Here is a 19,140-nt window from a genome sequence, read left to right on the forward strand (position 1 = left end):
GCAGGCACCACCGCTGGCTCTGCTGCCGATCCCGCGTCTGCTGCCGCGGACACCTCCTGCGGCCCTCCCGTCGACGCAGACTCCGCCGAGGCCGCCGACACAGACTCCACCACTGGCAGCGCTGAGGGCGCTGACAGCGCTGACCGTGCGGCGCAGCCGGAGCCGGACCCGGCCGGCGGCCTCGCCCCGGACCCCGCCACCGCGACGGACGATGCCGCCGCGACGGACGCCCCGGACCCCGCCACCGCGACGGACGCCGCCACCACCCCGGACCTCGCCGGCAGGTCCGCGACCCAGGACCCGCCCACCGGCAACCACCCCGACCCCGGCAACCACCCCGAGCCCGGCGACCACCCTGGCGCCGACCGCCACTGCGGCCCCGGCACCCTCCCCGCTGCCGGTGGTCACGTCGATGCCGACGGTGCCGAGGAGCGATGCGGTGCCGCGGAGTCGGGAGGTGGCGCGGGTTCTCAGGGCTGGTGTGCCGGTAACGAGCCGTGGGACAACCACACCCAGGCCGACGCCGACGACGCCGACCGGGGGGAGCCGCCGGATCCCGGCGACCCGGTGGGCGACCGGCCACACGACCCGTGGGCACCCCGCCACCCCAGCGGCACCCGCCACCGCGAGCCAGCCGAGCCCGAGCCAGCCCAGCCTGAGCCAGCCCAGCCTGAGCCGGCCGAGCCTGAGCCAACCTGGGCGGCCGAGCCGGCCGAGCCGGCCGACGCGGCCGAGCCGGTGCTGGATGATGCCGTGCGCCTGGAACTGCGCCGCAAGCTGGCCGCGATCCGCCAGGACGCCTACCGCACCGGTCTCGGCGCGACCGGGCGCAGCCCGGCTCCCACCACGATGTATGTGCACATCACCGACCAGACCCTGCTNGACGGTGAAGGCGTCGCCCGCGTGGAGCGGTTCGGGCCGGTCCTGGCCGCCCGGCTGGAAGAGTTGCTCGGGCACGGGCAGATCGTCATCAAGCCGGTGATCGACCTCAACGAAAACCGGATCAACGTCAATGCCTACGAGGTGCCGCGGGAGATGCGCGAACGCCTCAAGCTCACCTACCCGGTCGAGCAGTTTCCCTACGGAGCCGCCGAGACCACCGAGAGCACCGACCTCGACCACATCACGCCGTACGACTTCTCCGACACCGGGCCGCCCGGCCAGACCAGCATCGCGAACCTCGCCCCGCTGCGGCGCTACAGCCACCGGGTGAAGACGCTTGGCGGGTGGGCGGTCGAGCGCCTCGACGACGGCGCCTTGGAATGGACCACTCGGCACGGCTTCAAGTTCCGGGTCGACCACACCGGGACGCACGCGCTGGAACCCTAGGGCGCAGGGATCCCCTGGCTTACTCGGGGGGGCGGGTTCGTCGGGTGTGTGCCGGCGAGCAGCGGCAAGCGGTCGGTGTCCGGTGGTGTTCTCACGGGTAGCGGCAGGGCCATGCCGACCGCCGGGGTGGGTGCTGCCAGGGCGCCGCCGCTTGCTGGACAGCATGCTGGACCTGGGTTCGCGAGGTATCGCCTGGGTTCCCGGTCGGGGAGCAGCAAGACGCCGATGTGCGGACAGGTCCAGACACAGTTGCGGGAACCGGTCGAGGGTACAAGGAGCGGTGCCACCCAACCGATGGGCCAGTCCGGTTGGGTCGGGGCTGGACAACGCAGTGATCGAGGCCTGGGACTCGACCGTGGAGTTGGAGCGCAGGGCTCGGGCAGTTCACTACCCAGGGTCCAGGATCCTGCCTGGCTGGCTGGACTGCCCAGAGCCGAAACAACAAACCCAACTCTCCACAGTTTCAAGGGATTGCCGGTTGACCTTCGAGTTGGTTGAAGCTCAAGGATGGCGAGGTGCCAAGTACTGAGACAAACACCCCATGACGGCCGCGCCGGCCAGTCCCGATCCGACTATGGAAGCCATCGGTCACGCCGTCATCGAAGGTCGAGCCGGTGACACCGCGTCCGCCCGTCGAGAGCTCCTAAGCCTGTGGGCCGGGATCGGTGTCACCGGCGACCCGCTGTACCGCTGCTCGCTCGCGCATTACCTAGCGGATCTCTACGAGGATCCCGCCCAGGCCCTCGTGTGGGACATCCGGGCCCTGGACGCTGCCGATGCCGTGACCGAGCAGCGCGTCCAGGACCACCACACCGGCCTCCACATCGCCGGCTTCTACCCCTCACTGCACCTCAACCTTGCCGACAACTTCCGTCGGCTCGGGTCATTCGAAGCTGCCACCGAGCACATCGACGCGGCCAAGGCGCAGGCCTCCGACCTTCCGCAGGATCCCTACGGTGACCTGATTCGCGGCGCCATCCAAGAAGTCGCCGAGGCCATCATCGAAAAGGACCGCACCCGGCGGGCGTCAGCACCCTAGGTGCACCAGATCGGGTAGAAGGTGTAGCCGCGGGCCTTGAGGGTTCTCAGGATGGTGGGCAGCGCCGCGACGGTCTGGCTGCGATTGCCGCCGCCATCATGCATCAGGACCACCGAGCCACTGCGCACGCTCGCGAGAACTCGCCGGACGATCACCGACGTACCGGGGCGTGACCAGTCCCGCGGATCGACGGACCAGAGTTTGACCTTCTTGCCAAGGGCCGCTGCCCGCCGGGAGACGACGCTGTTCGTTGCGCCGTACGGCGGTCTGAGGCAGCGTGGGGTGTAGCCGGTCTGCGCTCGGAGGGTCCGGTCCGTCGACTGGACCTGGGACTTGAAGGTCGCCCAGCTCACCTTCCGGAGGTCCGGGTGCGACCAGGTGTGGTTCTGCACGCTATGGCCGTACAGATCGGCCCGCCGGGTCAGATACGGATAGCGCGCCGCGTTCCGGCCGAGCTCGAAAAAGGTTGCCCTGACTCCGTACTTCCGGAGGATGGCAAGGACCTGCGCCGTGTACTGCGGATGCGGCCCGTCGTCGAAGGTAAGATAGACGTACTTCGACGCGGTCGCGGCCTGGGGCGCCATCGTGGCGGTGTGCACGGCTTGTTGGTCGGGCTTGGCCGCCGCCGAGAGGCCGGCCGCCAGCACCAGACTGAGACCGACGATGGTGATTCGAACCTGCCAACGAGGAATCATTGGAGCCCCCAGACACCGATGACGAAGGAGACCTCAGGAAAGCGGGGTCATCTCCACCATCGGCGCCCAGGACTCAAATAGCTAGAGCACCTGCGACAAGAACTGCTGCAACCGCGGTGACTCCGCCGCGGTGAAGAGCTTTTCCGGTACGCCGGACTCGACCACGACACCGTGATCCATGAACGCGACCTGGTCAGCGACCTGGCGGGCGAAGCCCATCTCGTGGGTGACGACGATCATCGTCATACCCGCCGAGGCGAGGTCGGCCATCAGGCCCAGAACGCCCTTCACCAGTTCGGGGTCGAGCGCCGAGGTGGCCTCGTCGAACAGCATCACCTCGGGCTCCATCGCCAGGGCCCGGGCGATCGCGACTCGTTGCTGCTGGCCACCAGAAAGGTTGCCGGGTCGCGCCGATTCCTTCTCCTTGAGGCCGACCAGTTCGAGCTGGATCCGGGCCGCCTCGACCGCGCCGTCCGGGGTCAGCTTCTTGATCTTGCGCAAGGGCAGGGTGATGTTCTCCAGTACCGTCTTGTGCGGGAACAGGTTGAAGTGCTGGAACACCATCCCGATCCGGCGCCGCAGCTCGTCCGGGTTGCTCCGCAGTACCGACTCGCCGCCGAGCTTGATGTCGCCCGCGGACGGTTCGAGCAGCCGGTTGGTGGCCCGCAGCAACGTCGACTTGCCGGACCCCGACGGCCCGATCACACAAGCCGTCTTGCCCGCCGGTACTGCGAGGTCGACACCGCGCAGCACCTTGTTGTTGCCGAAGGCAAGTTCGATCCCGGTGAGCTCCAGGCTGGCGGCGGACTCAACGATGGTCGGCATGGGTGAGCTCCTCGACCTCGAGATCGGCGGGACGGCCTTCACGCAGCCGCTTGTCGAAGTAGTTGACCAGGTGGGTCAACGGAACGGTGATGATCAGGTAGAAGATGCCGGCCAGCAGCAACGGCGACAGGTTGCCGTTGGTCGCCGCGGCGTCTTGCCCGATCCGGAACAACTCCCGCTGACTGGCCAGCAGGCCGAGGAAGTAGACCAGGCTCGACTCCTTGACCAAGGCAATGAACTGGTTCACCAGCGCCGGCAGCACCCGGCGTACACCCTGCGGGATGACGACCAGCCGCATCCCGGCGGTGTAGCTGAAGCCGAGCGCGCGCGACGCCTCCAACTGGCCCTTCTCCACGCTCTGGATGCCGGACCGGAAGATCTCGCCGATGTACGCCGCCGCGATCAGCGACAGCGCGAGAATGCCCAGCGGGTAGGGATTCGGGCCCCACCAGTGCCGCGTGATCGGCGACAGCCCCTGGCCGATCAGCAGGATGGTCAGGATCGCCGGCAGGCCGCGGAAGATGTCGGTGTAGACCTTCGCCGGCCACCGCAGCCACCGTCGGCGGGACAGCCCCATGACCGCCACGATCATGCCGAGCATGGTGCCCAGCACGACCGAGGCGGCCGCGAGGATGAGGGTGTTGACCAGTCCCACCTTCAGCATCTCGGGCAGGACTGCCTTCATCGACTCCCAGTCGAGGAAGGTGTCGTTCAGGGTGGACCAGATGTCCATCTCAGCCGGCTGCGGGGGTGGACGACGGCGCGGTGAACTTCACCGAGCCGCTTCCCGGCTTGAAGTTCACCGGTACCGCACGTCCCGGGTAGTACTGCTCGACCAGCTTCGTCCAGGTGCCGTCGGCAATCACCTCGTCGAGCGCTTTGTTGACGGCGTCGCGCAGCTTGTCGTTGCTCTTGGCCACGGCGAAGGCCATCGGGGCGTCGCTGAGCTCCTTGGCGGCCAGGATGACGGTGCCGCCGCCTTGTTCCTTGGCCATCTTCTCGCCGATCTCGGCGGGGGAGACCCAGGCGTCGGCGGTACCGGCCTTGAGCTGGCCGAGCGCGGCGTTGTAGTTCGGCACCCGGACCGGGTTCAGGTCCTTCTGGCTCGCGTAGTCGTCCTGAACGGTGCCCTGGACAACCACTACCCGCTTGCCGCCGAGCTGGTCGAAGCTCTTGATGCCCGACGTCTTGGTGGTGTTCAGGCCGAGGTAGCCGAAGTCATAGCCATTGCTGAAGGCAACCGTCTTCTTGCGCGCCTCGGTGACCGTGATGGACGAGCTGCCGAGATCGTACTGGCCGCCGTTGACCTGGGAGAGCAGGGCGGAGAAGTCGGTGCCGACGAACTCGGGCTTCAGGTTCAGCTTCGCGGCGACCGCGGTGATCAGGTCGTTGTCGAAGCCGGTGAACTTGCCGTCCTTCACATACACGTTCGGCGGCGCGTCGGTGAGCGTGCCGATCCGCAGCGTGCCCGCCTGGAGCAGGCCGAGATCGGGGCCTGAGGCATCGGATTTGTCGTCACTGCCACAAGCTGCCAGCGCGGCAGCCAGGGTGACGGCCGTACCAATGGCAGCGAGGCGGCGGAAGGCGCTGATGGCGCGCACGGGTGTCTCCTTAGAACAAGCGATTCGGGAACGATGGGGTTGGCCCACCGAACGACGCTAACGCCGCGGACAGGCAGCGAATTCCGTCGTGACACCGGATGAGACGGGTCCGGAATGTCTACTCACTCCGTGATATATGAGTCAGTGATGACGCTCGTAGTGTGCCACGGCGTCATCGGTCCGCCCCGCACCGTAGGCGAGCAGCAGTTCGGCGAGTCCGGGGGACTGGGCAACGATCTGGTCCGCGGCCCGCTGGATCTCGTCGGCCGATGCCACCGAGCGGAACAGATCCTGGATCTCCCGTACTACGGTGCGCGCGTCCGGGCGCGGGTTGTTTGCCGCAGGCATCGAATTTGCCGGGGCGTCGGCCGGTGTGTGTCCAGCCGGTGCTGATCTGGTGAAGGCGCCGGTGCTGCTCCGGATGCCGGCCAGCTCGACCGCGATCTGTGGTTCCTCGAGCCCCTCCTCGGTGACGCGGGTCACGAGCAGGTCGAGCGAGTGCAGCCGCGACACCACCGCGGGGTTGCCGATCTTGACCCGTTGCCCGCTCATCAGCTGCGACAGCATGGGGGCGGACAGGCCGATCGCCTCGGCGAGCCGGGCCTGGGTCAGGCCGAGGGTGCCGCCGATCCGGCGCATCAGGTCGCCCAGGGGCTCGCCGTACAGCTCGGTCTGCTGCCGTAGGTTGTGCTCGGTCTGATCCACGGGTCCATCTTCGCACTTGCGAAGACGGTAGGCCAGTCGAACGCGCTTGACATTCGCTATCGCAAACTGCAAACATTGCGATAGCGAATCGATCTGGAGGAAAAGATGATGCGAACGCAGGGATACCGCCGCCCCGCGGCCCTCGCGCTGATCGCCGCCGTGCTACTGGCGTGTCTGTCGATCGGTACTGCGCAGGCAGACCCCGAGCCGGGTGACACCGGCAAGCTCGTTCTCGTGCTCGACTCGTCGGGCTCGATGAAGGAGCCGGCCGGTGACGGCAAGACGAAGATCGTCGCGGCCCGGACGGCGCTCACCCAGGTGGTGGGCAAGCTCCCCGAGAACGCGCAGGTCGGTCTGCGGGTCTACGGCGCCACGGTCTTCAAGCGCAGCCAGCCCGGCGCCTGCACGGACACCCAGCTGACCGTGCCGATCGGCACTGGCAACCGGCCGCAACTGCTCGCCGCGATCTCGACGTACAAGCCCTTCGGCGAGACGCCGATCGGGTACTCGCTGCAGCAGGCCGCGAAGGATCTCGGGCCGAGCGGGCAACGCACGATCGTGCTCGTGTCGGACGGTGAGGCGACCTGTGCGCCGGAGCCGTGCGCGGTGGCGAAGGAGATCGCCAAGCAGGGCATCGATCTGAAGATCGACGTCGTCGGGTTCCGGGTCGGGGCGAAGGCGCGCAGCCAGCTCCAGTGCGTCGCCCGCGAAGGCCGCGGCGACTACTACGACGCCGACTCCACGATCGACCTCGAAGCCGGGCTGGATCGGTTGTCCACCCGGGCCTTCCGGCCGTTCCGCATCTCCGGTACGCCAGTCCAGGGCGCTCCGCAGCAGGAGGGCGCGCCGGTGCTTGCGCCGGGCCACTACTCGGACTCGTTCACCGGATCGCCGACGGCGAAGTACTACGTGATCAAGCGGACCATCCCTGGCTCGACGCTGCGAGCCGGCATCAGCTTCCGGCGGCCGGCCGGTGGCGACCTGGTCATCCAGTCCGAGGTCAAGTTGAACACCACCGAAGGGGACAACTGCGGGTGGAGCTATCCGCGGGCCTTCGAGGGTGACCAGGGCCTGGCGACCGGTACCGCGTCGAGCTGGTCGGACTGGCAGAAGGAGTGCTCCGAGTCCGCGCAGATGGTCCTCACGGTGTCCGCGGGCAAAGACTTCCGTCAGCTCAAAGGTGTTCCCTATGAGCTGAGGATCAACGAGGAACCGCCGGTCGCCTCGACCACGAGCCTGCCTGCGAAAGCCGGCGACCCTGTCTGGGTGTCGATGCCCGGCACCACGCCGCGCGAGGTCACTCCCGGCTCCAGCTTCCCCGACGCTCCGTTGCTGGCGGCGGGCAGCTACAAGACCACCTTGATGCCGGGCGAGCTGCAGCTGTACCGGGTCAAGGCGGACTGGGGGCAGCGAATCCAGGCGCAGGTCACCGTGGCGCAGCTAGGTGGGGCGCTGGCGGAGGCGAGCGGGACGGTCCGCTATCTCGACACCGCACTGATCTCGCCGATCGGTGAGGACGTGTACGCGGTGTTCGCGAAGAAGATGCCCGGCTCCGGAGGCAAACGTGGAGTGCTGACCAAGCAGGGCATCGTGCATGGCGTCACGATGAAGGAGATCCGCTACCTGAACCGCGACGGCGCCAACAACCAGGACACCGGGACGTCGACGCCGGGCGAGTACTACCTCGCGGTCTCGCTGAGCAGGAGGGCGGAGGACAAGGCATTCGCTGTTCCGATGACGGTGACCATCGGCATGCAGGGCACCGCGGGGACGGGCAAGCCGGAGTACGTGGACGGGGCGACGCCGGTGTCGGGTGACACCGTGACACCGACACCGAGCCCGACCCCATCCGCCGAGCCGTCGCAGCCGACCGATGAGAAGACCGAGGCCGGGGGGCCGGTCGAGGACAACGGCAGCTCGTCCACCGGCGATGGGGCGCCGGTCGGGCTGATCGCCGGTCTGGGTGGTGGCGCTCTCCTCCTGGTGCTGGTGGGTGCCTGGTCCATCGTCCGGCTCCGTAGGCAGCCGGTTGCCGCCCACTCGCAGCAATCACCTCCGCAGTACCCGCAGCAGCAGTACCCACCGCAGCAGTACCCGCCGCAGGCGCCCAACCAGGGTCCGCCCGGTCGCTGACCAACTCCCCGCGCGCCCGGCTGCCCCTCCCGCAGCCGGGCGCGCTCTGCGGTAGCTTCTAGCCGGTGGAGGCGTTTGCTGGGCGATATGTGCTGATCGATCTGGTCGGTACCGGTGGGATGGGGTCGGTCTGGCGGGCGTGGGATCTGCGGCGGAAGGGGTACGTCGCGGCGAAGGTGCTCGGGCAGCATGACGCGGCGACGCTGCTGCGGTTCGTGCGAGAGCAGTCCTTGCGGATCGAGCACCCGCATGTGGTCGCGCCGCACGGGTGGGCGGCAGATGACGACAAGGTCGTGTTCGCGATGGACCTGGTCCGTGGCGGGTCGGTCGCCACGTTGCTCGGGGACCACGGGCCGCTGCCGGCGTCGTACGTCGCCGTACTGGTCGATCAGTTGCTGCACGGGCTGTCTGCGGTCCACGCGGCCGGAATCGTCCACCGCGACTTGAAGCCTGCCAACCTGCTGCTGGATGCGACCGGTACTGCGCACCCGCGGTTGCGGCTCTCCGACTTCGGCATCGCCGGATTGCTGGATGAGCCAAGGATGACCCGGCACAGCACAATCCTCGGTACGCCGGGGTACATCGCGCCGGAGCAAATGGCGGGTGCTGACCCTGATCCTCGCCAGGACCTCTACACGGTCGGCGCCGTCGCGGCTGAACTCCTCACCGGCGAACGCCCAGACATCCACGGCAACCTTCCCGCGGGCGGCGATGACCTGCTCTGGGACTTGATCCGCCTGCTCACCTCAGCCGATCCGGCGAACCGCCCCGACTCCGCAGCCGCCACCGGACGCCTGCTCGCCAAAACCGGCCTCCTCCCACCAGCCGGCGTCACGCCCTGGACCATGGCTCCAGACCCACCCGAAGTCTTCGACCAACTCCCACCCCTCCCACCAGCCTGGACACCCGCCGGCCCTACCCCAGCCGCACCCCCGCTGACCGCGACTCCAACGCCTGGCCCAGCTGACGCCTCACCCCCGCCGACTGCGGCTCGAATGCCTCGCGCGACTGACGCTGCACCCACGCCGGCCGCGACTCCAACGCTTCGCCCGGCTGACGCCGCACCTCCGCTGACGTCGGGCGGAGCGGTGCTTGCTGCGGCGGGGCGTCGGCGCCCTCAGGCGAGTGGGGTCGAGGGTGCTGGGCGGATGGGCCCTCTGGCGTGGGTAGCGGTTGGAAGCTTCGGCGGCGCGGCCGTGCTGCTTGTAGCCGCCGTCTGGTTGCTACTGCGCTGACCCTTCTCCCAGCCGAGCAGCCGCTGGTGTTCGGCGGCCGTCCTCGCCTAGTTCGGGGTGCGGAGGGTGCGCATCTTGTTGCGGGCACCGCAGACGTTCATTGAGCACCAGCGGCGGCGGTGGCTGCGGCTGGTATCTACGAAGAGCAGTGTGCAGGCCGGGTCTTCGCATTCGCGGATCGACGCCGCTTCGGGGCCGGTCAGCAACTCGACTCCGTCGCGGGCGGTGGCAGCCAGTACTGCGGATGCTGTCGGCGCGGGATCGTTTCGGCGTAAGGCTCTCGACCGAATCGCGAGCGCGGGCGCCGGTGCGTCCTGAGCCGCCCACTTGTTGACCATCCCGACATCGGCCGGGCGCGCGGGTGCCCGGCCGAGAGTCGACAACACCAACCTGTACAGGGCTTCCCGCAACAACCTCGCCGCTTCAAGATCCGCCTCGTCGGCCGAGATCGTCCCCAGGCCCGCCAGCTCCGCCCATCGGGCAAGGTCTTCCGGCGTCCGCATCCGCTCGAGCTTCGCCGTACTGCGCTTGCCGAGCGTGGCGACGAAGTCGAGCGTTGTCCGCCCGCCGATGAACGGGAACGCGAGAAGATCGACGGCCATCAGCCCACCTGGCTGCGCGCACTCGCCAGTTCGTACAGGAGGTTGTTGAGCGGGGTCGGCGTACCGGTCTCCCTTCCGAGCCTCACGACGGCGCCGGTCCAGGCCTCCAGTTCGGACGGCTTGCCGGCGTTGATGTCGCGTTGCAACGAGGTCGTCCCCTCGGCGGGCAGGCTGTCGAGGAACGCGAGCGTCTTGTCCACGGCATCGGTGGGCAACTCGACACCGGTCGCCTTCGCCACCTGCTTGATCTCGTTCATGCTGTCCAAGAGCAGTTGCCTGGTGCCCGGCCGCGTACGCAGTACGCCGTACGGCGCGTTGGTGACCGTCGCGACTGCGCCAAACGAGCCGAGTGCAAGGAACTTGCTCCACAGCGCGACCCAGACATCGCCCGGTACCACCGCGGTCAGCCCTGATCCCTGCAACGCCGAGCGCAACAGCTCAACCCGCTCGCTCGGCCGGCTGTCCCACTCGCCGAACGTGAGCTTCCCAAGCCCACCGATGTGCCGCACCCGCCCCGGCCCGTCAAGGAACGCGATCACCTCGATGGCACCCGGCAAGACACTGTCCCGGCCAACGCGATCCGCCACCTGCTGAGGCGCATCGACCCCGTTCTGCGTGGTAACAACCGCCGTCCCGGCCCCGACCAGCGGCTCCAGCATCGCGATCGCACCCTCGAGCTGCCACGTCTTCACCCCCAGCAAGACGTAGTCGACCTCACCGATCTCCGCCGGATCATCAGTCGCCACCACCGACTCCACCGCAAAGTCCCCCGCGACGCTCTCGACGGTCAGCCCGCCCTTCCGCAAGGCCTGCAGATGCTCACCCCGCGCCACAAAACTCACCTCATGCCCAGCCGCAGCCAACCGCCCCCCGAAGTACCCACCAACGCCACCCACACCCAGTACTGCGATCTTGATCGTCATGCCGGTGATGTTACCGGTCTAACCGGTAACAGGCCAGGGTGTCGATCAGCAGGTGACTAGGGGTGGGGCAGGCGCCGGCTTGGCGGATGCAACGGGGGGCATGCACGGATCGAGGCTGCGTGCCAGTGGTTCGGGCGGGCTCAGCGCGCCAGCCCGTGACGGGGGTGACCTGTTGTTCAGGATGTGACCCAGGTCGTGGTGGTTTTCGGTTGCCGTGGCACACTTCAAGTACGAGTGAACCCACTCGCGTGCTCCGGGGTCGGTGTAATTCCGAGCCGGCGGTGATAGTCCGCGACCCGGCCGTAGCTGTATCTCGGCCGGTTGACCTGGTGGAATTCCAGGACCGACGGTGAAAGTCCGGATGGGAGGCGCACGCGATCGGCGGGTGCGCTCCGGCGTCCGGGCCCGGCTGAAGTCAGCCGTGTCCCGCGAGCGTCCGGGTCCGCGCGTGCGCCGGTTGTCATGGCCCCGGTGTGCGTCCGTGACAACGAGGGACCCGTCAGTGAAGAACGCCTCGCCGATCGACATCGCCTGGATGCGTCGTGCCGTCGAGCTGGCCGCGTACGGCGTCGGCAGCACGCACCCGAACCCGGTCGTCGGCTGTGTCATCACCGCCCGCGACGGTCACCCGGTCGGCGAGGGATTCCACGCCTACCCGGGCGGGCCGCACGCGGAGGTCGAAGCGCTCCGGATGGCCGGCGAGCGCGCCCGCGGCGGTACGGCGTACGTGACGCTGGAACCCTGCAACCACACCGGCCGGACCGGGCCGTGTGCGGATGCGTTGATCGCGGCCGGTGTCGCGCGGGTCCTGTACGCCGTACCGGATCCGAATCGGCAGGCGGCCGGTGGAGCCGAGAAGCTGGCGACCAAGAACATCCGGGTCGAGCAGGGCGTGCTCCAGGACGAGGCAGAGGCGGTCAACCACGTCTGGCTGCACAGCGTTCGGCAAGGTCGGCCGTTCGTCACCTGGAAGTTCGCGACCACGCTCGACGGGCGCTCGGCGGCGCCGGACCGGTCGAGCAAGTGGATCACCGGCCCGCTCGCCCGCGCCGACGTGCACAAGAAGCGCGCCGAGTGTGACGCGATCGCGGTCGGCACCCAGACCGTACTCACCGACGATCCCGAGCTGACCGTGCGCGACGAGCAGGATCACCCGGCCGCGCGGCAGCCGCTGCGGGTTGTCGTCGGCGACCGCGAGATCCCGCTGACGGCCAAGGTCCGCAACGACCGCGCCGAGACGCTGCTGCTGCCCACCCACGACCCGGCCGAGGTACTGCGCCAGCTGGACGATCACCAGATCCGGCACCTCTGGCTCGAAGGCGGCCCGACACTCGCGGCCGCGTTCCTGCGCGCGCAGTTGGTCGACCAGATCGTCGCGTACGTCGCACCGGCGGTGCTCGGCTCGGGCTTCTCCGCGATCGGCGACCTGGGCGCGGAATCTATCGACCACCTGCGGCGCTTCAACCTTGCGGACGTCACCCGCCTCGGCGACGACGTACGCCTCACCCTCACTCCTCTGGGAGGAAAGTAGATGTTCACGGGCATCATCGAAGAACTCGGCACGGTCGAATCGCTGGATCTGCTGGACGGGGACGCCGCGAGGCTGACCATCCGCGGTCCGAAGGTGACCGAGGACGCCGGACACGGCGACTCGATCTCGGTGAACGGCTGTTGCCTGACGGTGATCGAGCACGGCGACGGCACCTTCACCGCGGACGTGATGCGCGAGACCCTCCAGCGCACCAGCCTCGGCAGCGTCGGGAAGGGCTCGAAGGTCAACCTCGAACGCGCGGTCGCGGCCCACGCCAGGCTCGGCGGTCACATCGTCCAGGGCCACGTCGACGGCGTCGGCACGATCGCGAGCCGCGAACCCGCCGAGCACTGGGAGGTCGTCCGGATCGCCGCGCCGGCCGAGATCCTCCGGTACGTCGCGGAGAAGGGCTCGATCGCCGTCGACGGCGTCTCGCTCACGGTCACCGATGTGGACGACGCCACCGGGACCTTCGGGATCAGCCTGATCCCGACCACGCTCGAGCTGACCGTGCTGGGCCGCAACAAGATCGGCGACACGGTGAACCTCGAGGTCGACGTCATCGCCAAGTACGTCGAGCGCCTGCTCACCGGAGGCAAGGCATGAACGTCTTCGACTGGTTGCTGCATTCGCAGATCACCATCGCCGGGTCGCCGGTGCTGGTTCGCGAGATCGTCGGCAACGTGTTCGGTCTGGGCAGCGCGCTGTTCGGCATGCGCCGGCTGGTTGCGGCCTGGCCGGTCGGCATCATTGGCAACGTTCTACTATTCACCGTTTTTGTTGGTGGATTGTTCGACAATCCGCAGGACAAGGACCTCTGGGGCCAGGCCGGGCGACAGGTCTTCTTCGCGCTCGTCAGCCTCTACGGCTGGTACCGCTGGTACCAGAACCGCCACGGCGGCGCCGCGACCGGAGTACAGCCTCGCTGGGCGACGGGACGTCAGCGTCTCGAGCTGCTGGGCGCCGCAGTGGTGCTCTACGCGATCGCCTACCCGGTGCTGAAGGCGCTGGGCTCCTGGGGACCGCAGTGGGACGCGTGGATCCTGACCGGCTCCATCCTGGCGACGTACGGGATGGCGCGTGGGTTCGTCGAGTTCTGGCTGATCTGGATCGCGGTGGACGTCGTCGGCGTACCGCTGCTGGTGCAAGCGAAGTTCTACCCGTCGGCGACGATGTACGTCGTCTACGGGCTCTTCTGTGTCCTCGGATTCGCCTCTTGGTGGCGGATCCAGAATCGCGAGACGGCCAACCAGGCCACTCCTGAGCCAGTTGCGGTGGTCTGACCATGGGCGAGGTATTGAAGCTCGACACGATCGAGCACGCGATCGACGAGATCCGGGCCGGCCGGCCGGTGATCGTGGTCGACGACGAGGACCGCGAGAACGAGGGCGACCTGATTTTCGCGGCCGCCAAGGCGACTCCGGAACTGCTGGCCTTCCTGATCCGCTACAGCTCCGGCGTCGTCTGCGTCCCGATGGAGGCGGCCGAGCTCGACCGGCTCGGCATCCCGTTGATGACGCCGCACAACCGCGAGCGGCTCCGGACGGCGTACACGATCTCGGTCGATGCCCGCGACAACGTCACCACCGGCATCTCGGCGGCTGACCGGGCCCGGACGATCCGGGTGCTGGCCGACTCGGCATCGGAGTCGTACGACCTGGTGCAGCCGGGACACATCTTCCCGCTGCGGGCCCGCGAAGGCGGCGTCCTCGTGCGGCCCGGGCACACCGAGGCGTCGCTCGATCTCGCCCGGCTCGCGGGGCTGCGGCCGTCCGCGGTGATCGCCGAGCTGGTGAACGACGACGGCACGATGAAGCGCGGGGGAGAGCTGCGGAAGTTCGCCGACGAGCACGGCCTGGTGCTGATCTCGATCGAGGACCTGATCCGGTACCGGCGCAGGACGGAAAGCCAGATCAAGCGCGTCGCGACCACCACGCTGCCGACGCAGTACGGCGATTTCGTTGCCCACGGCTACCGGAACATCATCGACGGGACCGAGCAGCTCGCACTGGTCCGCGGCGAGATCGGTACCGGGCCGACGCTGGTCCGGCTGCACTCGGAATGCCTGACGGGTGACGTGCTCGGGTCCCTGCGGTGCGACTGTGGTCCGCAGCTCGACGAGGCGATGCGCCAGGTCGCGGCCGAGGGTGGCGTCGTCGTCTACTTGCGTGGCCACGAGGGCCGGGGGATCGGCCTGCTGCACAAGCTGCAGGCGTACGAGTTGCAGGACGCCGGCCGCGACACGGTCGACGCGAACCTGGATCTGGGCCTGCCCGCAGACGCCCGCGACTACGGCACCGGCGCGCAGATCCTGGCCGACCTGGGCATCACTTCGGTGAAGCTGCTGACGAACAACCCGGACAAGCTGGCCGGCGTCCAGCGCTACGGCATCGACGTGGTCGAGCGCCGCGGCATCTCGATCGACCCGACCGAGCACAACCTGCGGTACCTGCGGACCAAGCGCGACCGGATGGGACACCACCTGCCCACCGGCACTGACGAGAACGGAGCCGGCTGATGTCGGGCAGCGGAGCACCCAGCATCGAAATCCCGCAGGCTGACGGCGTCCGGGTCGCGGTCATCGCGGCCCAGTGGCACCCGCAGGTGACCGACTCGCTGGTGGCCGGCGCCGAGCGGGCACTGGCCGACTCGGGCGTCACCGACTACAAGGTGGTCCGGGTGCCGGGCTCCTTCGAGCTGCCGGTCGCGGCGCTGCACGCGGCCAAGGGCGGGTACGACGTGGTCGTCGCGCTCGGCGTTGTGATCCGCGGCGACACCCCGCACTTCGAGTACGTCTGCCAGGCGGCGACCGAGGGCCTGATGCGAGTCGCGGTCGACACCGGCGTACCGGTCGGCTTCGGCCTGCTGACCTGCGACAACGACCCGCAGGCGCTGGATCGCGCAGGCCTCCCCGACAGCCGCGAAGACAAGGGCTACGAGTCCACCCAGGCAGCCCTCGCCACCCTGCTCGCCACCCGCGCTCTCTAGCGACCCTGCTCGCCACCCGCACGCTCTACCGGCTGACAGTGGTCTCCCGCTGCATCCACGACAGCTTGTCGGGGTTGCGGACGTAGTACATGCCGGTGATGAGGCCGTCCTCGATGGTCAGCGCCATCACTCCGTCCAGTTCGCCGTCGCGGCGGATGACCATCGCCGGGCTGCCGTTGACCTGGACCGGTTCGACCGACAGGTGATGACCGGCCTGGCCCAGGCCGACGGTGAGCAGGCGTGCCACCTTGTCGGCGCCGAGGATGGGGCGCGGGAGGGTCTGCTTGATGCCGCCGCCGTCGCCGAGCAGGACGACGTCGGGCGCGAGGATATCGACCAGGCTCTGCAGGTCGCCCGTCGTGACCGCCCGCTGGAACGCCTCGACCGCGTTCCGTGACTCGGCCTGGGACACGACCCCGCGCGGCCGGCGGGCAGCGACGTGAGCCCGCGCCCGGTGCGCGATCTGGCGGACCGCGGCCGGCGTCTTGCCGACGGCCTCCGCGATCTCGTCGTACTCCAGAGCGAACACGTCGCGCAGGACGAAGACCGCTCGCTCGGTCGGCGTGAGCGTCTCCAGTACCAGCAGCATCGCCATCGAGACGCTGTCGGACAGTTCGACGTCGTCAGCCACATCGGGCGCGGTCAGGAGCGGCTCGGGCAACCAGGAACCGACGTACGACTCCTTGCGCCGGCCGAGCGACCGTAGTCTGTTGAGCGCCTGACGGGTGGTGATCCGGACCAGGTACGCCCGTTGCTCCCGCACTGTGCTGTGGTCGACCGCCGCCCAGCGCAGCCAGGTCTCCTGGAGCACATCCTCCGCGTCCGTCGCTGAGCCGAGCATCTCGTAGGCGACGGTGAAAAGCAGGTTGCGGTGGGCAACGAATGCCTCGGTGGCGGAATCCATCTGCTCGTTCCTGTCTGTTCGCACTGGGCCGGGGTCAGTCACAGGACACCGGCCGGCATCGCTTTGTGACAGGAACGCCCAGTGGTCCACGTCACGTCGCCGGACCGTCACAGCACGCGGCTCCGCGGTGCCTTGTGGTCAACCAACACAATCATCAAGGAGTGTGCACGATGGAAGCTCGCCTGGACCTCGCCACCAACCCGATCACCGGCAAGATCATGAAGCACTTCGTCGCAATGCACCGGGTCCTGCTGGATTCACCGCTGCCGGCCAAGACGATGCACCTGGTGACGCTGCGGGCCAGCCAGATCAACGGCTGCAGCGTCTGCACCGACATGCACACGAAGGACGCCGCGCACGACGGAGAAACGCCCCAGCGGGTCAACCTGGTCGCGGCCTGGCGGGAAACGGACCTGTTCACCGAGGCCGAGCGCGCGGCGCTGGAGCTGACGGAGCAGGGCACCCGGATCGCCGACACGGCCGGTGGCGTCCCTGACGAGGTGTGGGAGAACGCCGCCAAGTACTACGACGAGGACCAGCTCGCCACGCTGGTGGGCCTGATCGCCTTGATCAACACGGCCAACCGGCTGAACGTCATCGTCCAGAACCCCGTCGGCGACTACCAGCCCGGCCAGTTCGGCTGACCGGGGCCGGCCACTGGCCCTTCCCTATGGAGGAAGGGCCAGGGCTTGTCAGGGGATGCGGGTGTGGCGCATCTTCCAGTTGCTGTGCCAGGTTTCGCCGCCGTCGGTGGAGAAGAGCTGTTCCCAGTTGGACTTGTCGGAGCCGGGTGTCCAGACGAAGCGGACGTCGATCGGCTGGCCCTCCCACACGTCAGGCCCCTCGAAGATGCCGCGGCCGTCGTCGCCGAACGCCCCGATCACCGGGCTCTCCAGCTTGCCGCGCAGGCTGTTGATCCAGTGGATCGCCCAGGTCTTCGAGTGCGGGTTGTAGAGCCGTAGCGTCGCGCCACGGAAGCCTTCGCTCGGATACCAGCCTTCGTCGAAGCTGATCGCGCCGTCGAAGTACGTGGTGGCCTTCAGCTTGGACTTGAGCTCGTACCATTCGGCCGGTTCGCCGAGCGGGGGCCGCCGGCGTTCGTTGTGCATGTCCCATTCGCCGACCTGGAAGTCGAAATCGCCCGTCACCTTCGGGATGTCGACGCGCGGCGGCTCGGTGTCGCGACGGGTGAAGTCCATCACCCAGTTCAGCTCCCAGGTGTCGCCGCCGTCGGCGGAGAAGGACTGCTCCCAGTGCGCGGTCGTCTCGGTGATGTCCGACCAGGCATAGCTGACCAGGATCGGCCGGCCGTCGATCTCCTCCTCGCCGACCAGCCAGCACGACTTGCCGTCCTCGGCCCAGCGGCCCTTCACCGGCGGGTTGAGCTCCATCGTCTTGCTGCTGATCCAGTAGATCGTCCAGTCCTTCTCGACCGGGTCGTACAGCCGCACCGACATCCCGTACGACGCCTTGCTCGGGAACTGCATCTCGTCGACACTGATCGCCCCGTCGAAGTGGGTCCGCGCGGAACACGTCCCTTCGAAGGTCTGCCAGTCGTCGCTCCCGACGAACACCTTGGTGAGCGTCCGGTGCCGCACATCGAAGTACCCGTTGAGGAAGTCGAAGTCGCTGGTCAGCTTGGGGCTCTGCGATTCAGGGAGGGTGGACCGCCGGGTGAAGGTCATCGTCCAGTTGCTCTCCCAGCCGGCGCCGCCGTCGTTCGAGAAGAACTGCTCCCAGACCGGTACGTCGCCCTTCGTCCACCGGAACCGGACGTCGACCGGCTGCCCGTCGTGCTCATCGGGCCCTTCGAGGATGCCGACACCGTCCGCGCCGAAGCCGCCGTACACGGGTGGCTCCAGCTCGCCACGCTTGCTGTTGATCCAGTAGATCGCCCAGGATCCGGCCGCCACGTCGTACAGGCGCACGGTCATCCCGTCGAAATCCTCGGTCGGGAAGAAGGTCTCGTCGATGCAGACGGCGCCGTCGAAAAGCGTGTAGCAATCCGCTGTGCCGGGCATCTCCTTCCACTCGTCGCTGCCGGTCAGCGGGTCGATCAGGCGGCGGTGCTGGACGTTCCACTCGCCGGCGAAGAAGTCGAAATCACCGGTGACCTTGGGGATGTCCAGCGCCGGCGGTTCGCTCGATCGCCGGGTGAAGTCCATCGTCCAGTTGGTGTCCCAGGTCTTGCCGCCGTCCTCGGAGTAGGCCTGCTCCCAGCGCGCGGTCTCGTCGGTGACATCCGACCAGCGCAGGCGGACAGGGATCCTGCGATCGCCCAGGTCGTCTTCGCCGTACAGGGTGCAGACGCCGTCCGACCAGCCGCCGCGGACGGGCGGCTGGAGTTTCCCGGTCCGGCTGTTGACCCAGTAGATCGTCCAGATCTTCTCGACCGGGTCGTAGAGGCGAAGCGTCATCCCGAAGCCACCCTGGCTCGGGAAGCGCACCTCGTCGACGATGACGGCTCCGGCGAAGTGGCTCAGCCCGCTGTGGGTGCCGGCGAATTCCTCCCAGTCGCCGGCCGGCGTCAGGACGCGGTTGGCGACGTCGAAGTGGCCGATCAGGAAGTCGAAGTCGTCGGTGACCTTGGTGATTGTGCTCATGAGCAGAGCCTCTCGCCTATACCTGAC

The 19,140-nt window shown here is 68.2% G+C and carries 18 protein-coding genes and 1 riboswitch; of the genes, 9 read left to right on the forward strand and 9 right to left on the reverse strand.

Annotation, left to right across the window (positions count from 1 at the left end; genetic code table 11):
* Positions 1-1,870: 1,870 nt before the first annotated feature.
* Entirely contained in the window at positions 1,871-2,368 is a 498-nt protein-coding gene (locus A3ES_RS0132115) for a hypothetical protein (RefSeq protein WP_020390952.1), read from the forward strand.
* On the opposite strand, the gene A3ES_RS0132120 is transcribed toward A3ES_RS0132115, so the two are convergent.
* From A3ES_RS0132120 to A3ES_RS0132140, 5 genes are all read right to left on the reverse strand, one after another.
* Positions 2,365-3,063, reverse strand: a complete 699-nt coding sequence (locus tag A3ES_RS0132120; RefSeq protein WP_020390953.1) for a polysaccharide deacetylase family protein — start codon at positions 3,061-3,063, stop codon at positions 2,365-2,367. The two genes, A3ES_RS0132115 and A3ES_RS0132120, sit on opposite strands and share 4 nt — an antisense overlap.
* An 81-nt stretch (positions 3,064-3,144) precedes the next feature.
* Positions 3,145-3,888: an amino acid ABC transporter ATP-binding protein gene (locus tag A3ES_RS0132125; protein WP_020390954.1), complete on the reverse strand. Its 744-nt coding sequence runs from the start codon at positions 3,886-3,888 to the stop codon at positions 3,145-3,147.
* Complete coding sequence (locus tag A3ES_RS0132130; RefSeq protein WP_020390955.1) at positions 3,872-4,621, reverse strand: amino acid ABC transporter permease; 750 nt, start codon at positions 4,619-4,621, stop codon at positions 3,872-3,874. The genes A3ES_RS0132125 and A3ES_RS0132130 overlap by 17 nt, the downstream gene beginning before the upstream one ends.
* Before the next feature lies 1 nt (position 4,622).
* Positions 4,623-5,489, reverse strand: coding sequence for a substrate-binding periplasmic protein (locus A3ES_RS0132135; RefSeq protein WP_020390956.1), 867 nt, complete (start codon positions 5,487-5,489; stop codon positions 4,623-4,625).
* A gap of 141 nt (positions 5,490-5,630) precedes the next feature.
* Positions 5,631-6,194 carry a transcriptional regulator gene (locus tag A3ES_RS0132140; protein ID WP_020390957.1) on the reverse strand — a complete coding sequence of 188 codons (564 nt, stop codon included), beginning with the start codon at positions 6,192-6,194 and terminating at the stop codon, positions 5,631-5,633.
* Between the two features lie 108 nt (positions 6,195-6,302).
* On the opposite strand from A3ES_RS0132140, the gene A3ES_RS0132145 reads away from it, so the two are divergent.
* Positions 6,303-8,327 carry a vWA domain-containing protein gene (locus A3ES_RS0132145; protein WP_020390958.1) on the forward strand — a complete coding sequence of 675 codons (2,025 nt, stop codon included), beginning with the start codon at positions 6,303-6,305 and terminating at the stop codon, positions 8,325-8,327.
* 65 nt (positions 8,328-8,392) lie between these two features.
* Positions 8,393-9,562 carry a serine/threonine-protein kinase gene (locus A3ES_RS0132150; protein ID WP_237745121.1) on the forward strand — a complete coding sequence of 390 codons (1,170 nt, stop codon included), beginning with the start codon at positions 8,393-8,395 and terminating at the stop codon, positions 9,560-9,562.
* 47 nt (positions 9,563-9,609) lie between these two features.
* Here the strand turns inward: A3ES_RS0132150 and A3ES_RS0132155 are convergent, their stop codons facing one another.
* A complete protein-coding gene (locus tag A3ES_RS0132155; protein WP_020390960.1) occupies positions 9,610-10,164 on the reverse strand; it encodes a CGNR zinc finger domain-containing protein in 555 nt (184 codons plus the stop codon).
* Positions 10,164-11,087: a 2-dehydropantoate 2-reductase gene (locus A3ES_RS0132160; protein WP_040456079.1), complete on the reverse strand. Its 924-nt coding sequence runs from the start codon at positions 11,085-11,087 to the stop codon at positions 10,164-10,166. The genes A3ES_RS0132155 and A3ES_RS0132160 overlap by 1 nt, the downstream gene beginning before the upstream one ends.
* A 245-nt stretch (positions 11,088-11,332) precedes the next feature.
* A riboswitch (FMN riboswitch) is annotated at positions 11,333-11,464 on the forward strand.
* 125 nt (positions 11,465-11,589) lie between these two features.
* On the opposite strand from A3ES_RS0132160, the gene ribD reads away from it, so the two are divergent.
* From ribD to ribH, 5 genes are read left to right on the forward strand one after another with little or no spacing between them, the layout of a single operon-like run.
* A complete protein-coding gene (ribD, locus tag A3ES_RS0132165) occupies positions 11,590-12,618 on the forward strand; it encodes a bifunctional diaminohydroxyphosphoribosylaminopyrimidine deaminase/5-amino-6-(5-phosphoribosylamino)uracil reductase RibD (RefSeq protein ID WP_020390962.1) in 1,029 nt (342 codons plus the stop codon).
* Complete coding sequence (locus tag A3ES_RS0132170) at positions 12,619-13,224, forward strand: riboflavin synthase (protein ID WP_020390963.1); 606 nt, start codon at positions 12,619-12,621, stop codon at positions 13,222-13,224.
* Positions 13,221-13,901 (forward strand): nicotinamide riboside transporter PnuC, encoded by a 681-nt coding sequence (gene pnuC, locus A3ES_RS0132175; RefSeq protein WP_020390964.1) that lies wholly within the window; start codon positions 13,221-13,223, stop codon positions 13,899-13,901. The genes A3ES_RS0132170 and pnuC overlap by 4 nt, the downstream gene beginning before the upstream one ends.
* Positions 13,902-13,903: 2 nt before the next feature.
* Positions 13,904-15,136: a bifunctional 3,4-dihydroxy-2-butanone-4-phosphate synthase/GTP cyclohydrolase II gene (locus A3ES_RS0132180; protein WP_020390965.1), complete on the forward strand. Its 1,233-nt coding sequence runs from the start codon at positions 13,904-13,906 to the stop codon at positions 15,134-15,136.
* Complete coding sequence (gene ribH / locus A3ES_RS0132185) at positions 15,136-15,606, forward strand: 6,7-dimethyl-8-ribityllumazine synthase (protein ID WP_020390966.1); 471 nt, start codon at positions 15,136-15,138, stop codon at positions 15,604-15,606. The genes A3ES_RS0132180 and ribH overlap by 1 nt, the downstream gene beginning before the upstream one ends.
* Before the next feature lie 25 nt (positions 15,607-15,631).
* Here the strand turns inward: ribH and A3ES_RS0132190 are convergent, their stop codons facing one another.
* A complete protein-coding gene (locus A3ES_RS0132190) occupies positions 15,632-16,510 on the reverse strand; it encodes an RNA polymerase sigma-70 factor (protein WP_020390967.1) in 879 nt (292 codons plus the stop codon).
* Positions 16,511-16,680: 170 nt separating this feature from the next.
* Between A3ES_RS0132190 and A3ES_RS0132195 the strand changes: the two genes are divergently transcribed.
* Positions 16,681-17,154, forward strand: coding sequence for a carboxymuconolactone decarboxylase family protein (locus A3ES_RS0132195; RefSeq protein WP_020390968.1), 474 nt, complete (start codon positions 16,681-16,683; stop codon positions 17,152-17,154).
* Positions 17,155-17,202: 48 nt separating this feature from the next.
* Here the strand turns inward: A3ES_RS0132195 and A3ES_RS55680 are convergent, their stop codons facing one another.
* Positions 17,203-19,113, reverse strand: a complete 1,911-nt coding sequence (locus A3ES_RS55680) for a hypothetical protein (protein ID WP_020390969.1) — start codon at positions 19,111-19,113, stop codon at positions 17,203-17,205.
* Positions 19,114-19,140: the final 27 nt, after the last annotated feature.

Source organism: Kribbella catacumbae DSM 19601 (assembly GCF_000372465.1).
In the GTDB taxonomy this organism is placed as follows: domain Bacteria; phylum Actinomycetota; class Actinomycetes; order Propionibacteriales; family Kribbellaceae; genus Kribbella; species Kribbella catacumbae.

Excerpts from the sequence above, each read along its gene's own strand:
- A3ES_RS0132120 (WP_020390953.1), bottom strand. The coding sequence starts at position 3,063 with ATGATTCCTCGTTGGCAGGTTCGAATCACCATCGTCGGTCTCAGTCTG.
- A3ES_RS0132195 (WP_020390968.1), top strand. The coding sequence starts at position 16,681 with ATGGAAGCTCGCCTGGACCTCGCCACCAACCCGATCACCGGCAAGATC.
- A3ES_RS0132155 (WP_020390960.1), bottom strand. The coding sequence starts at position 10,164 with ATGGCCGTCGATCTTCTCGCGTTCCCGTTCATCGGCGGGCGGACAACG.
- A3ES_RS0132145 (WP_020390958.1), top strand. The coding sequence starts at position 6,303 with ATGCGAACGCAGGGATACCGCCGCCCCGCGGCCCTCGCGCTGATCGCC.
- A3ES_RS0132170 (WP_020390963.1), top strand. The coding sequence starts at position 12,619 with ATGTTCACGGGCATCATCGAAGAACTCGGCACGGTCGAATCGCTGGAT.
- A3ES_RS0132160 (WP_040456079.1), bottom strand. The coding sequence starts at position 11,087 with ATGACGATCAAGATCGCAGTACTGGGTGTGGGTGGCGTTGGTGGGTAC.
- A3ES_RS0132190 (WP_020390967.1), bottom strand. The coding sequence starts at position 16,510 with ATGGATTCCGCCACCGAGGCATTCGTTGCCCACCGCAACCTGCTTTTC.
- A3ES_RS0132180 (WP_020390965.1), top strand. The coding sequence starts at position 13,904 with ATGGGCGAGGTATTGAAGCTCGACACGATCGAGCACGCGATCGACGAG.
- ribH (WP_020390966.1), top strand. The coding sequence starts at position 15,136 with ATGTCGGGCAGCGGAGCACCCAGCATCGAAATCCCGCAGGCTGACGGC.
- A3ES_RS55680 (WP_020390969.1), bottom strand. The coding sequence starts at position 19,113 with ATGAGCACAATCACCAAGGTCACCGACGACTTCGACTTCCTGATCGGC.
- A3ES_RS0132115 (WP_020390952.1), top strand. The coding sequence starts at position 1,871 with ATGACGGCCGCGCCGGCCAGTCCCGATCCGACTATGGAAGCCATCGGT.
- pnuC (WP_020390964.1), top strand. The coding sequence starts at position 13,221 with ATGAACGTCTTCGACTGGTTGCTGCATTCGCAGATCACCATCGCCGGG.
- A3ES_RS0132130 (WP_020390955.1), bottom strand. The coding sequence starts at position 4,621 with ATGGACATCTGGTCCACCCTGAACGACACCTTCCTCGACTGGGAGTCG.
- A3ES_RS0132125 (WP_020390954.1), bottom strand. The coding sequence starts at position 3,888 with ATGCCGACCATCGTTGAGTCCGCCGCCAGCCTGGAGCTCACCGGGATC.